Source organism: Paenibacillus apiarius, from assembly GCF_017052585.1.
In the GTDB taxonomy this organism is placed as follows: domain Bacteria; phylum Bacillota; class Bacilli; order Paenibacillales; family Paenibacillaceae; genus Paenibacillus_B; species Paenibacillus_B apiarius.
Genome location: NZ_JAFFHZ010000001.1, coordinates 5,276,415 through 5,289,588 on the forward strand (window position 1 = coordinate 5,276,415; position 13,174 = coordinate 5,289,588).

Below are 13,174 nucleotides of genomic sequence, written 5' to 3' on the forward strand. Positions count from 1 at the left end.
GAACAAGTGTTCTTGCGAAAGAGAGTGAAATTATGGTACAATTTGATCGGTTAGAGGCATCACGCGACTTATCGAATGATACAGCCAGACCATACAAGGGCCGAGAATTCATATTATGAATGAAAGAGCAGGTTGAATACATATGACGATACACAGAGCTGTCCAGTCCGAGTTGGACGATGTGCTTGCGCTTGTTCGGGAATGCGTGGAGCAGATGCATTCACAAGGAGTTGATCAGTGGGATGAGGATTACCCGAATGCTCGCATCTTGATGGAGGACATTCGCTTGGGACGAATGTTCACATACCGGGACGGCGAGGAAATTGTCGGGATGATGACCTTGGATGAGAATCAAGAGGAGCAGTTCGAGGCGATATCGTTTCGCGATGAGGGCGGGAGAGCGCTCATTGCCCATCGCTTGGCGGTCAAGCCTAGCCATCAAGGGCAAGGGATTGCGAAGAAGATGCTTGCATTCGCAGACAGCTATGCGCAGGAACAGGGGTACAGCAGCCTCCGCTTTGACAGCTACAGCAAGAATACGAAAGCGGTGGAGTTATATAAGAGGTTGGGATACGAAGTTCGAGGGGAAATTATGTACCCGGTTCTTGAATCACCGTTCTTTGTGTTCGAGAAGCATTGGCCGGCTGTCCGCACCGATTCCAATACTTGAATCAGAATTCATCCGGATGTGTTGACCCTTTACAAATACTTTATAATGGAATGATTCTGTTTGAGAGTGGCGGTACCTCCATGTGGGGTGCCGTTTTTTGGCTCCTAGAGGGATATAGGTTTTAGTAAATGCATTTGACACACGGGATCTGCGTGCTGTAGAATAAACGAAATGACCGTTAAGTTAATGATAGAACTTATAGGTTCTTGTTTCGGCGAAGGAGTGAGACACTGACAGCGAGTCATCGCAGCAATTGAGATTGGATTTGATTTTGGGGAGGAGCTTGAATGTCCGGCAAAGAAAAATCGACTGGCTCATTATTCATATTGATGTTGAATATGTTCATTGTCATGGTTGGAATTGGGCTCATCATACCGATTATGCCGAAGTTCATTGCCGAATTCGGGGCATCCGGGCAGGAGATGGGATATCTTATCTCGGCGTTTGGGCTGACGCAGTTTATTTTCTCGCCGTTTGCGGGGGAATGGTCGGATAAGTACGGGCGCAAAAAGATGATTGTCTCCGGCATTGCTATGTTCACGATTTCCCAGTTTGTTTTCGCGTTAGCGACCGATATGTGGATGCTGTATGTATCCCGTTGTCTCGGGGGCATGGGCGCGGCGTTCATGACGCCAGCCATGATGGCATTCGTGGCGGATATTACGACGGAGGACGAACGGGGCAAAGGGCTCGGCTGGCTGATGGCATCCATGAGTCTCGGCGTGGTTGTCGGACCGGGAATAGGGGGATTTCTTGCCGAGAACGGGATTCGCATTCCGTTCTATGTCGCAGCGGTAATCGCGGCTGTCTCAACGGTAATGTCCCTGTTGTTCTTGCCGGAGACCGTGTCAAAAGAAGCGCGTATGAGAGCAAAGCTTTCACAGACGAAGCGTGAAAATCTGGTGAAGCAGTTTGCCAGATCCTTCAAGGCGCCTTATTTCATGCTGTTGGTGCTTATTTTTACGATGACGTTCGGCCTGATGGGCTTCGAATCCGTTTTTGGCTTGTATGTCGACGAGAAATATGGTTTTACGCCGAAAGATATTTCGCTCATGATTACAGTTGGCGCCCTCCTGGGTGTAGTCATTCAAGCGGCGCTTATCGACAAGCTGCTGCGCCGATTCGGCGAGAAGAAATTGTTGAATGTCATGTTTGTCACCGCTGGCGCAAGCATGATAATGATGTTGTTCATAAAGGGATACTTCCTTATCTTTGCCGTGTCGGGTCTGTTTTTCATCGCGACTTCGATTATCCGGCCGGCGATCAATACGTTATTGTCCAAGATGGCAGGGAATGAGCAGGGCTTCGTTGCCGGTATGAATAACGCCTACATGAGCTTGGGCAACATTATTGGTCCAGCGATTGCGGGAACGTTGTTCGATGTTAACATCAATATCCCATATGTGATGGGGGCTGTCATATTGGTTATGAGCTCTCTCCTGTTAGTTGTATGGAGCCGAAGCAGCAGCGCAAGCAAAGCATCCGAGTCGGCTGCGGTTCAAGCATAAGGTTGGTTCGGGAGAGCGCATCGTCAGATGCGCTCTTTTTTTGTTGAAAAAGTTTCCATAGTCAGCTACACTTGAACAAACTTTATAGAATGCTCGAATGCAAGTGTCAGGTCTTCAAATCAGTATAGCAGCGTATTGTTTATGAAACATGAACACGTTCATCATACTAAACCCAAGGAGATTATTCGTATGAAAATCATGAACTTCTCGCATGCAGCTCCTTTTTTGGATGCCGCCTTGCCATTGTTAATGCAAGACGAAGCGCTGAACAATGTCATGATCGGATTGGCCATGGAATTGCGCCAACAGCACAGCGATGCATACTTTGCGCTGCTCTCAGACCATAGGCCTGCATTGGCTGCGTTCATGACACCTGCGGGACCCTTGCATCTGTACGGGAAAGATTGCACCGCCGGACACCTTAATCTGCTCGCGCACAATATCCGCCAGCAACTAAGGAGTGTATCCCAGGTTGTCGGACCCGCGGGACTCACCAACCTGTTCGCAAGCGTGTGGTCCAACACGACTGGTTATAAAGCGGTGAAGAACAGGCTGCTTAGCGTGTACTGTCTAGAGCGCGACATGTTGTCGCCCAAGAAGAGAAGCGGTATGCTGCGATCGGTTGAAGGGAAGGATGAGCAGCTCCTGACGCAATGGATGTATGAGATGTCCGTCGAGGCAGGCACACCCATGCGGCAAGAAGAAGCGGGCTACAGGGCAAAGCAGAGCATTGCGGATGGAGATTGGTACGCGTGGGAAGTGGAGGGCACGCCCGTATCTATGGCAGGGCAAGTAAGGTCAACCCCGAACGGTATTGCCATCCATTCCGTATATACGCCTCCGCTTTTACGTAACATGGGGCACGCTGCCGATTGCGTTGCAGCTTTAAGTGAAGCGCTGCTCCGCTCTGGTTATGAATTTTGCTGTATTTTTGCCGATGATACTCATGCCGGTGCCGGGAGAATGTATGCGAATATGGGATATGAACAATTGGAACACGTCATCGAGCACCACTTTCAATTGCGTTGATTGGTGATAGCCAAGGTTGCCCGGATAACAGACAAAAGAGCCTAATGATAGGCCCTTTGCGTTGTAAACATTCATATTTGCGATAACCAAAGGAGGGAAAACAGCGGTGCACGACATCAGTCACAATGGATGGCCTGCGCGATCGTTATGACTTTATTCGGAACGGAGTGTGCCGTATTTATGCGTGCCGTTTCTTTTTTTTGTTAAAGCGGCTAATGGTCGCCACTTCTTCACGCGTAGTATAAGTGTAAATGTGCCGTGGTATCGGTACGCAATGATGACAGTTCACGACTTCAATCGGGTGAATGACGGGAACGAGTTGCGGATGGAAAATATTATTGACGATTGTATTCGTCGGACCAATAACAGGCTCGACTGGCGGGCAATACGGTCTACAGGACATACGGTACAGCTCCTTTCGTTTAGTTGCTACAGTATATTGGACTGACAGCTATATGGTATGTTCACTTGTCCCGAGGACATTTGTTTTTGGTGAAATCGTCCCTGTTGGCATAAATACACACCATAAAGGGCATCTTTACCAATAAGCAGAAGAGGGAGTTGACATCGATGCCGAAGAAAATGATTAATGGCGTGAACCTGCACTATCATGTGTACGGCAAGGGTGTTCCGATATTGTTTATTCATCCGCCATTGTTGACATCCGAGAACTTCAATTATCAAGCCGCTCAGCTATCGGCGCATTTCAAGGTGATCACATTCGACATTCGCGGCCATGGATTAAGCGATGTCTCGAAAGAACCGATTACGTATCCGCTCATTGTGCGGGACATGCTGCAGTTGATGGATAAGCTCGGAATTGATAAAGCTTATGTATGCGGCTACTCTACAGGAGGAACGATCGCTCTGCACGCATTGTTATCATACCCGGATAGGTTCCAGGGCGGTATACTCGTCAGCACGATGTCCGAGGCTAGCGATTATTGGCTGCGCTGGAGAATCGCGCTGGCCATCGCATTGACGAATGTGAAAGCCAAAAATCTGCTTGCATGGGCCATCACGCGGGGCAATGCCGACAGCCGGGAAACGTATGATAATTTAAAGCGGACGGCAAAGCTCGGAAGAACCGACAATTGGCGTCAGTATTACCGCTGCAGCTTAACCTATAACTGCACGAGTCAATTGAAGAAGATCAAGGCTCCCATCATGCTCATTTACGGGAAGAAGGATCTTGGGTTTTTCCGTTACGCCGGAAAGCTGCAAAGGAATTTACCGCACTATCAGCTATTCTGGATTAAGGGCGCCAAGCATCAGATTCCAACCAAAAACGCGCTGGAAATGAATGAGCTTATCCAGCAATGGATCCGGAGGCAGGAGAACGAAGTGAAGCCGGAAGAGAAGCAGTCTGATATCGAACCCTACATAGCTGCCAAGGTGCTTGAAGATTCGCCCGAGTCCATGCACTACCCGCTGGAATAAGGGGACGAAACGATTTTTGCGGAAGGCGACATGAAAGTCCGGCAAGTGGGTTGCCGGATTTTTTGCCATGCCTTTGAAAGCAGAGGCGATTTGAATATGATCGTACGCCCCTCGGTTCACGTTCGATGTTGCTTTAAAATTGTGGATTCGCAGTTATTGAAACAGGAAACGGATTGACGAGAGCCTGCAGATCGTGTTTTAATTTACTTAACGGTAGTTAAAAAATAAGGGGCGACAATTAGCATGAAGAAAAGGGAACTTACATCCAATCAATTGATTGAAGCGGCATTTGGACTTTTTGCGCAGCACGGTATTGAAAAAACAAGCTTAGCGATGATAGCCAAAGCGGTCGGGATATCAAAACCAGCCATTTATTATCATTTCTCATCCAAAGAAGAGTTGATTCAGCGGATATTTGAATATATTTTTGCCGATTATCGTTTCGATCACTACTTTCGGATTGATCAAGTTGACGCCGATAACTTTGGTGAAAAATTGTATCAAGGGGGGCTGCAAATGCTTCCAGAGGAAGGCGAAGACGAAGAACACTACGTCGTCATGCGGGTTCTTAATGAATTTATTCTAACAGCTGGACGCACCAAAAAATACGAAGAGCGTCTTTTCAGCATGCAGCACGAGTTTTTGGACGGGTTTCGCGATTTGTTGGAAAAAGGGGCTGAGCTGGGCGTTATCTCGCCGCAAAATATAGAGGCCAAGGCACATATGCTCGCCTTAGTAAATGATAATATTTCAAACTATATGATGATGCAATTTAAGCTAGATTACAAAGCAATCTGGAAAGAGGCCGTTAACAGTGTTCTAGCGAATGGAGGGAAATGGAGTTGAACGAACAGCAAAACCGCACCGTTCTTGGCTTATCTCCCTTGGACAAATTTCTGTGTTGGGTTGTGCCGCCGCTTGTTGGGCTCGTGATAGGCTGGTTTATTCCGGCGATTGCGAAGTGGGCGGTATCCTTGCCGTGGGTGCCTTTTAAAGGGCCGCTTGAACTAATCGCCTCATTCCATAGTTTATGGGTTGTGTATGTGACGACCTGCATAGGTTTGATTGCCGGTTTTTGTTTAACGTATGCCGCATTCAAAGAAAGTCTCGTTATTAGTGTGTCCGACAGGAACGTTCTCTTGAAAATAAACGGCACAGAAGAAACGTTTGTCAAAGAAGACGTGTCTGCAGCCTTCCTTGACGGGAAACAGCTCGTCTTGCTCGGGACTTCAGGGCAGGAGCTATTCCGCGAGAGGCATGAGTCCAAGAATGAACTCGTCTCGGATGCTTTTAAGCAGCACGGCTATTGCAGGTCGCAAGCGGACCCGTTCAAGGATGAATACAGACGCTGGGTTCCAGATTCTCCCGGCCTTACTCCAAGTATGAACGCTTTGCTAAAAGCTAGGGATAAAGCGTTACATAAGGGCGAAAAAGAGGATATAAAAGATTTGCGCGCAGAACTTTCCAAGCTGGGCATCACGGTTCGTGATGAGGGGAAACGGCAGTACTGGCGAGAACACAAGCGGCCCAAGCACACTTTAGGATGACCTTCGAAACGGAAAGCAACTGCTAATCCCACCGCTTAAGGACAACGCAAAGTCGGTCCAACTGCAATTATACATTTGTGCGGACTAATAATTCGCTATTCATACTCCTGAACTGCAAAAGTGCATTTTGTTCGCTTAGAATCTCGTAAATAATGCCAAAACCTCTGATTTAAAGTGCACATTTGCAGTTCAAAGGCCGAAAAATCTGGGTTTTCGCAAAAAGAGCTGTACAATTGCAGTTCCCCCCCCGTTTCTCATCAGGCACATCGACGCAAAAAAAGGTTATTGTAACTAATTACAAGGCCGGAGCCACCTGAAGCCTGTCCACATATCATATTGAAACCTATCTTTATTCTGCGTCCTTTTTGCAAAATGATAGGGTTTGATTAAGCCTTTTGAAACGGAGGACAAGCCAATGAATGCATTACCCGGCAATTATGTCATCGCCATCGAACGCGCGCTAAGAAGAGTCAGCTTTGTTGATACGGATACGCTGACAGTTGCCCAGCAAGTCAGTATCGATGGCGATGTGATGGATGTAGCTATTACGAGTGATTTTAATAAAGCGGTGATCAGTTCTTTTAACACGCAGAGGTTGTTTGAAGTCAATTTGCGTATGAATCCTCCATCTGTCGTCCATACTTTCAATTCTCCTGTCGCTTTGGAAGATGTGGCGCTCACTGCCGATAACCGCTTTGCCGTCAGCGTGGATGGGGGAGGGCCGGCGCAGATAGTGTCCTATAGTCTGGAGGACGCATCTGGCAGCTGGATCCCAGCGGATGCGCAAGCAGTGGCGATCTCTCCCGACTTAAGTGGACGCCTCTTGACGGCCCGATACAACGCAGGCCGTGTGCGGCTCTATTACATCGACAACGCAGGCATGATCACGGATAGTGGGAGCGAAGTGATGGCAGGCGACACGCCATTCAACCTTGCCTATACGCCCGATGGCCGATTTTGCTTTGTAGCCAATTATTACGCGGATGAAATCGTCGTACTGTATACCAGCAACCCGAATTATTTCGGAGAAACGAGCCGAACGCCGGTCATTGGGCATCCGCAGACGATCGTCGTCTCCAAAGATGGACAGCGGGTTTACGTTCTGACCACGCAGGAGGTTGCCAGCTTCGGGTTCGATCCGGTAGCGCAAAGATTGAGCCTGACGGGGCGATTCCAGCATAATCTGGATATTGTCAGTTATTTCGGAGTGGACAGAATGACGCTGGATGCGACGGAGACGAAGCTAATCATCTCCGGCCAGAACCAGCTTGCCGCTTTCGATCTCACCGGGATTCCGCTCGGAATCGTCCCAGGCGTGCAGTCCGACGGCGGAGTGGCGACGGGGCAATCAAACCATCGTCTGCCTATAGACACCTTATTGGTGACATCCATCTCTGGCAATCTTCAATTTTTAGACGAAACACTCACACCTGTCGTCCGTGAGGTTTATTTGCAGGAAGCAAACAATGTTGTCATATCAAGAGATTGTACCAGAGCGATCGTCCCATCGTCTGAAGCCGGCGGCAGGCTGATGGATATTGATCTCACGACGAGGCCGCCTTCGCTGAAGCATACAGTTCAGACCCCAGTGCCCCTGCTCAGTCTCGATATTACGCCGGATAGCCGGTATGCGGTCGGTGTGCCTTATTACGAGAACGGTCAAATGGTCTCCTATTCACTATTCGACCAAACAGTTAAGTCTATCCCGACGGATGCGCAAGCCGTGGCCGTATCGCCGAACGGAAGCGGCCTAATCCTTGCAGCCTGTTATTATAAAGGTCTCGTCAGATGTTACCGTATCGACGACGAGGGAAGTGTGACGGATACCGGGATCGCAGTGGAAGTAGGCAGCCATCCGCTTAACCTCGCCTTTTCACCAGACGGAAATTTTGCTTTTATCGCGAACTGGGAAGCGAAGGAAATTGTCGTGCTGGATACGAGCAGTCCTAATTATATCGGCGAAGCGAGCAGAATTGGCTTGAGCGGTAAACCGCAAACGATATTGACGTCCCGTGACGGCAGCAAAGTGTACGTCCTGACCTCTCCGAAGGAAGTGCAAATCTTCAATTTTGACCCGGTATCCAAACGTTTGACGCTATTGAGCAGCTTCAATCATAACCTGACACCTATATTTGTATACGGCGTTGATATGATGGCGCTGAACTCGGACGAGACCATGCTGTATATGTTGAGTTACGTAACCTTGGCTTTCAGAGAAATAGTGGCTTTTACTACAACTGGAGAAAAATTACCTGAATCATACGGATTTCTTAACTTGGGAGTTGCCATCTGTAAACCCTGGTAACGGGATGTTCCAAAACTTCTAAAGAGGTTCCAACTTATTTATCATGAAAGCCCTTGACCTTCGCGCCGGAAGGTTAAGGGCTTTCGCGTCCCGGCTTCCAGTGGGGCAGGAGATCGGGAACATGCTGCTTACCGCTCTCTCTGTCCGAGCGAATCCTCATGTTCATCCTCCCGGTCTCTACAGGCCCAAAGATTGGAATAGGTTAGAAATATATTTATAGCTGATTTCGACACTTTCCAGCTGGTTCTTTCTTGTCCAATCCTGCTCAATGAACAGGTATCTGGCTTCTGGCTTGCTGCTAAAGGCTTGTACGATTGCGGGAATGTCCATGATGCCTTGCCCCACTTCCGTGAAATAATCTATTCTGTGCAGCTTGACCATCAATTCCATATCAATATGGGCATCTTCGCCGATGACTTCAAATAAATTCACGGGTTTGACATGAGCAGGCAGGTCTTTCTGATGAAGGAGATCGCAGCGGTCTCCCAGTTGCTGCAAATATTCAAGCGGTTCGACTCCGCCTCTCATTGCCCAATACGTATCGAACTCAACTTTAACGAACTGCTCATCCGTATTTTCCAAAATAATATCCATGACATATTGGTTGTCAAACTTTTGGAACTCTTCAAAGTGGTTATGGTAGTAGAGTTGGAGGCCGTTATTTTTGAACAGCTCGCCGGCCAAGTTTAATTGTGCGGACATCTCAAGAACCTCTTGCTTGTTGCTGAAGAAAGCGATTGCAATAGCAACTGAATTAAATCCGGCTGCTTTGGCGTAGGCAATGATTTGTTCTGCTTTCTCCGGAACCAGAAAACCCAAATCGATATGTGCGGAGACTGCCTTCAATCCAACGCGGTCGAACTCCTCCTTCAATTCAGTTGGGTTCAATCCGCCAACAGTACCCCCGATATGGTCGGCATCGTGGAAAAACAATTCCACATTTTCATACCCGATCGCAGCGACTTTCTCCAATGTTCCTGTAAAATCCTTCGTCAATTCATCCCGCACAGAATAAAGCTGTAATCCGAACTCTAAGCTCATAACCAGTCCTCCCATATAGTCGAGTCACAAATGTAATTAGGCATTCGCATGTTCATGTAATGTAATAGATTACATTTTGTGAATTTATTAATTCAAAACAATAGGAATCACATTGATGTAACGGATTACATTTGTGTTGGGTTTATCTTATACCACCGTTATTCACACGTCAATACTACCGGCAGAACAGGAACAAAAAAGAACCGGAAGCAATCGGACAAAGCTCGCAACAGAACCGGTTCCGGTGTACACTTTTCTCAATGCTATTCCGAACTATTCCTTTTCCTTCTCCACGGTAGACGCCCGTTCAATCAGCTGATGCGTTAACGTCACATGTTCATATTTTTTCTCGGTTGACGTCATGTTATGAATGAGCAAATTCATCGCCGTGTAGCCCAGATCATATTTGGGCTGGTGTATGGTTGTCAGTGCAGGCAAGGACATCGTTGCTTCGCGGGTATTGTCAAACCCGATTACTGCAACATCCTCCGGTACCTTGTATCCCGCTTTGCTAATCGCATTGACACATCCTATAGCCATGCTGTCGCTCATGCAGAATATGGAAGATGGCACATGTTGCAACTCTAATAACTCGTTCGTAAGCACTTCGCCATCATGATGGTCATAATCCCCATACTTCACCCATTCCTGCCGAAAAGGAATGTCGGATTGGTTCAGTGCCCTCCAATATCCCTGCTCTCGAAGGCGTGTTGAGTTATTCAACGTGGGACCTCCGATTAGGGCGATACGGCGATGTCCTAATTCGATAAGACGACTGACTGCATCAAAGGCCGCCTGTTCATCATCTATGGATACACCGCAAGTATAAGAGGCATCGGTGATTTCCAAGCACTGAACGATGCTGTGCTTTTGTCCCAATCCGCTAAGCTCTTCTTTGCTGAGAGTCGAACGAATGACGATGACACCGTCAGCAAGCCTGTGTTGCAGCATTTGGAACAATTCCCTTTCCCGGTTGGCATGATTGGAAGTTGGACAGACCAATACATAATAGCCATCCTCTTTTCCGCGATCTTCGATGCCTTTCACAATATCGGCAAAAATGGATTGTTCCAAGCCCGGAGTCAATACGAGCACCTTCATCGTCTCCGATCTCCGTAAATCCCGTCCCAACAGGTTCGGCTGGTAATTGAATTTGTGTATAACGCTTAACACTTTGTCGCGAGTCTCTTCTTTGACCAGAGAACTCTCATTCAATACCCTGGACACGGTCGCTACAGATACACCCGCCAACTGCGCCACTTCCTGAATTGTCATAGATTTCCGTTGCATCTATTTCATTCCTTTACTATTTCCTGTTTGACCGCAAACTCCGAAACCGCAGAAATCCCATATCCATGGATAACCCCTTGTTTGATGCCTACTAAGCGCTGATTTGCATGACGCCCTGTTTTGTTAAGTATAACTTTTTGCGGATTCGATCGAACAGACGCATTCCTATCAAATTAACTTATAATTATAGTCCCCGCTATAATGGGTCGCTTCGGGGGGGGGGGACATGCTCGGATTTATGACGGAAGGCAAGCCGATTCGGTTCAGCATGGATATACCGGAATCGTTCCCCCATGTTAGAGCCGATGAGAAAAGGTTTGTTCAAATTCTGTTCAACCTGCTGCACAACGCAGTTAAATATACAGAAGAGGGGACCATTTCCATTTCAGCCGAAACCAAGGGCGGCCAAACGGTCATTCATGTATCGGATACAGGAATTGGGATGGATGAGGACACGCAAAGTCGGGTGTTATGCAACATTTTGTCTACGGAACAGTATGATATCGGAACAGCGGTATCCGGGAGAGAAGCCATCGGGATGCTGGATGCCGAGCAATGGGATCTGATAATTGCAGACCCGTTTTTTTGCAATGAGTTAAAAAACAGGAGCGATGAAGGGCGGGATGAGGCTGGAGCGCAAATTGATATGAAAAGCAGCTGATATTGTGAGGCTGGTTTGGATAGTTCCAGAGGGATTAAGACACAGGCAGCAGTCCGCCTGTGTTTTTTGCTGTGTGAGCCCGGCTTGAGTTTGCGGGTTGAAAGCCAGACGTGGATTGTAATAAAATAGAACTATAGATAATAATGATAATCATTATCATATAAATCGAACAGCTAAGGAGGAAGCCCATGTCATTGCCGAGAAAACCGGTATCTAAGGAGCGGTTAAGTGACGATGAATTAGAACGGTTTGTCCGTTGCCGACGTTGTTATTTTCGCAAGTGCCGGAATTCTCACGAATCGAGCTGGATATATGCTGCTCAAGCATCTGTCGATAAGATCGTGCATGCGTATTATGCCCGTGCCCCTGAGACAAGAACACCGGCTTCCGTCATTCAAGATATAGAAAGGCATTGGACGCAAGAACGGGAGCGATTCCAATCGGAACAACATTACGTTCGAATCAAGCGTTCGGTATCTTACAATTTGAGTGAACATTTGACAGGTGAATCCTCCGGCCAGCCACTGCTGCTGTTGGGGGAGACTCTTACCGTTCAAGCCGCAGAATTGGGAGCAACCCTGTCAATGACAATGCAAATGGCAGAGTGCTCGGACGCGTCCTTCGTCATTCGAAAATATGTTATCGCTGATGAGCCGCAAGTGTTCAAAGCCTATATTCATCTTGCCATCGTATTCGCTTATGAAGCCTTCCAAAGGTTGCCTGAAAAAATTGAAGTGTGCTCTCTGCTGAATGGCGCAGCCTACGCCGTCCATCCGCAAGCGGAACATTATCGTTCTTCGGTTGACTTTTTGCGTCTTATGCTTGGCGTTATGAGTGAAGGGCCGCTGAGCAGCAATTTCTATCACTGAATGGGATATATTTGAGGATTGCGTAATTGCATGACCTAAGGTAAAGTTTGAATATATTTTGATAATGATTATCAATATCAAATAAAATGCCATGTGATCATTGGCGGGAAAACGAAGGGTGGAATGATGATGCCAAAGATCATTTTGATTTTTGCCAGCATGAGCGGGAATACCGAAGAGATGGCCGATGCGGTAGCGGAAGGGGCTCGTGAAGTAGAAGGGGATCTCGTTAAAATGGATGTTATGGATGCATATGCGGCCGACTTGGCAGGTTACGATGGAATATTGCTCGGTGCCTACACTTGGGGGGATGGGGAGCTTCCGAACGAATTCCTCGATTTTTACGATGAAATGGAAGAGCTCGATCTGTCAGGCAAGAAAGCGGCTGTGTTCGGCTCTTGTGATTCAAGCTACCCGGAGGTTGGCAAAGCGGTCGATATTCTTATCGACAGGCTGCGGGAATTGGGAGGCGACATCGTTCAAGATGGCTTGAAAGTAGAGCTGACGCCCTCCGCCTCTGACAAACAATTGTGCAGAGAATTTGGGCGGAATTTTGCGAACAGCGTCGTCAATGGCGCCTCGCAGCTGTAACTCTCGGATGTGCAGATGAATAGCGGAACAGGATTGGAGGAGACTTGTTGTGGAGTCTGCAATACATATATTGAGAGAGTTGCAGTTGTTATTGTGGGAGGATGGTCAACCCTCTAACGGATTTACGGTTGAAGCTCCCACATTGCTGGCTGCATTAGGCGAGGCTGTTGTTTCATTCGGAGGACAGTCCTGCACCCTAATAGATTTGGGAAATGCTGTTCTT

At 47.7% G+C, this 13,174-nt stretch carries 13 protein-coding genes; 10 read left to right on the top strand and 3 right to left on the bottom strand.

Annotation, left to right across the window (positions count from 1 at the left end):
- Positions 1-142 precede the first annotated feature (142 nt).
- The 3 genes from JSQ80_RS23345 to JSQ80_RS23355 all read left to right on the top strand — a co-directional run bounded on the left by JSQ80_RS23345 (position 143) and on the right by JSQ80_RS23355 (position 3,207).
- Positions 143-670 (top strand): GNAT family N-acetyltransferase, encoded by a 528-nt coding sequence (locus JSQ80_RS23345; protein ID WP_206096882.1) that lies wholly within the window; start codon positions 143-145, stop codon positions 668-670.
- Between the two features lie 287 nt (positions 671-957).
- Positions 958-2,178, top strand: a complete 1,221-nt coding sequence (locus JSQ80_RS23350; RefSeq protein WP_206096883.1) for an MFS transporter — start codon at positions 958-960, stop codon at positions 2,176-2,178.
- A gap of 189 nt (positions 2,179-2,367) precedes the next feature.
- Positions 2,368-3,207, top strand: coding sequence for a GNAT family N-acetyltransferase (locus tag JSQ80_RS23355; protein WP_206096884.1), 840 nt, complete (start codon positions 2,368-2,370; stop codon positions 3,205-3,207).
- 178 nt (positions 3,208-3,385) lie between these two features.
- Here JSQ80_RS23355 and JSQ80_RS23360 read toward each other — a convergent pair whose 3' ends face one another.
- Entirely contained in the window at positions 3,386-3,610 is a 225-nt protein-coding gene (locus JSQ80_RS23360) for a hypothetical protein (RefSeq protein ID WP_206096885.1), read from the bottom strand.
- Positions 3,611-3,777: 167 nt separating this feature from the next.
- Here JSQ80_RS23360 and JSQ80_RS23365 point away from each other — a divergent pair, with 167 nt between their 5' ends.
- The 4 genes from JSQ80_RS23365 (at position 3,778) to JSQ80_RS23380 (ending at position 8,499) form a co-directional block, all read left to right on the top strand.
- Positions 3,778-4,647, top strand: coding sequence for an alpha/beta fold hydrolase (locus JSQ80_RS23365; RefSeq protein WP_206096886.1), 870 nt, complete (start codon positions 3,778-3,780; stop codon positions 4,645-4,647).
- Positions 4,648-4,890: 243 nt separating this feature from the next.
- Positions 4,891-5,493, top strand: coding sequence for a TetR/AcrR family transcriptional regulator (locus JSQ80_RS23370; RefSeq protein ID WP_206096887.1), 603 nt, complete (start codon positions 4,891-4,893; stop codon positions 5,491-5,493).
- Positions 5,490-6,194: a YqeB family protein gene (locus JSQ80_RS23375; protein ID WP_206096888.1), complete on the top strand. Its 705-nt coding sequence runs from the start codon at positions 5,490-5,492 to the stop codon at positions 6,192-6,194. Before JSQ80_RS23370 ends, JSQ80_RS23375 begins: the two co-directional genes overlap by 4 nt.
- 415 nt (positions 6,195-6,609) lie before the next feature.
- On the top strand, positions 6,610-8,499 hold the full coding sequence (locus JSQ80_RS23380) for a YncE family protein (RefSeq protein WP_206096889.1): 1,890 nt from the start codon (positions 6,610-6,612) through the stop codon (positions 8,497-8,499).
- Positions 8,500-8,676: 177 nt separating this feature from the next.
- Here the strand turns inward: JSQ80_RS23380 and JSQ80_RS23385 are convergent, their stop codons facing one another.
- Positions 8,677-9,540 carry a sugar phosphate isomerase/epimerase family protein gene (locus tag JSQ80_RS23385; protein ID WP_206096890.1) on the bottom strand — a complete coding sequence of 288 codons (864 nt, stop codon included), beginning with the start codon at positions 9,538-9,540 and terminating at the stop codon, positions 8,677-8,679.
- 273 nt (positions 9,541-9,813) lie between these two features.
- Positions 9,814-10,830: a LacI family DNA-binding transcriptional regulator gene (locus JSQ80_RS23390; protein ID WP_206096891.1), complete on the bottom strand. Its 1,017-nt coding sequence runs from the start codon at positions 10,828-10,830 to the stop codon at positions 9,814-9,816.
- A 226-nt stretch (positions 10,831-11,056) separates the two neighbouring features.
- Between JSQ80_RS23390 and JSQ80_RS23395 the strand changes: the two genes are divergently transcribed.
- The 3 genes from JSQ80_RS23395 to JSQ80_RS23405 all read left to right on the top strand — a co-directional run bounded on the left by JSQ80_RS23395 (position 11,057) and on the right by JSQ80_RS23405 (position 12,951).
- Complete coding sequence (locus tag JSQ80_RS23395) at positions 11,057-11,491, top strand: sensor histidine kinase (protein WP_418888883.1); 435 nt, start codon at positions 11,057-11,059, stop codon at positions 11,489-11,491.
- 188 nt (positions 11,492-11,679) lie between these two features.
- Positions 11,680-12,360 (top strand): cobyrinic acid a,c-diamide synthase, encoded by a 681-nt coding sequence (locus JSQ80_RS23400; RefSeq protein WP_206096892.1) that lies wholly within the window; start codon positions 11,680-11,682, stop codon positions 12,358-12,360.
- A 129-nt stretch (positions 12,361-12,489) separates the two neighbouring features.
- A complete protein-coding gene (locus tag JSQ80_RS23405; RefSeq protein WP_206096893.1) occupies positions 12,490-12,951 on the top strand; it encodes a flavodoxin in 462 nt (153 codons plus the stop codon).
- Positions 12,952-13,174: the final 223 nt, after the last annotated feature.

What these genes read in the sequence shown, in the direction of transcription:
- JSQ80_RS23345 (WP_206096882.1), top strand. Translation starts at nt 143, where the DNA reads ATGACGATACACAGAGCTGTCCAGTCCGAGTTGGACGATGTGCTTGCG.
- JSQ80_RS23350 (WP_206096883.1), top strand. Translation starts at nt 958, where the DNA reads ATGTCCGGCAAAGAAAAATCGACTGGCTCATTATTCATATTGATGTTG.
- JSQ80_RS23355 (WP_206096884.1), top strand. Translation starts at nt 2,368, where the DNA reads ATGAAAATCATGAACTTCTCGCATGCAGCTCCTTTTTTGGATGCCGCC.
- JSQ80_RS23360 (WP_206096885.1), bottom strand. Translation starts at nt 3,610, where the DNA reads ATGTCCTGTAGACCGTATTGCCCGCCAGTCGAGCCTGTTATTGGTCCG.
- JSQ80_RS23365 (WP_206096886.1), top strand. Translation starts at nt 3,778, where the DNA reads ATGCCGAAGAAAATGATTAATGGCGTGAACCTGCACTATCATGTGTAC.
- JSQ80_RS23370 (WP_206096887.1), top strand. Translation starts at nt 4,891, where the DNA reads ATGAAGAAAAGGGAACTTACATCCAATCAATTGATTGAAGCGGCATTT.
- JSQ80_RS23380 (WP_206096889.1), top strand. Translation starts at nt 6,610, where the DNA reads ATGAATGCATTACCCGGCAATTATGTCATCGCCATCGAACGCGCGCTA.
- JSQ80_RS23385 (WP_206096890.1), bottom strand. Translation starts at nt 9,540, where the DNA reads ATGAGCTTAGAGTTCGGATTACAGCTTTATTCTGTGCGGGATGAATTG.
- JSQ80_RS23390 (WP_206096891.1), bottom strand. Translation starts at nt 10,830, where the DNA reads ATGCAACGGAAATCTATGACAATTCAGGAAGTGGCGCAGTTGGCGGGT.
- JSQ80_RS23395 (WP_418888883.1), top strand. Translation starts at nt 11,057, where the DNA reads ATGCTCGGATTTATGACGGAAGGCAAGCCGATTCGGTTCAGCATGGAT.
- JSQ80_RS23400 (WP_206096892.1), top strand. Translation starts at nt 11,680, where the DNA reads ATGTCATTGCCGAGAAAACCGGTATCTAAGGAGCGGTTAAGTGACGAT.
- JSQ80_RS23405 (WP_206096893.1), top strand. Translation starts at nt 12,490, where the DNA reads ATGCCAAAGATCATTTTGATTTTTGCCAGCATGAGCGGGAATACCGAA.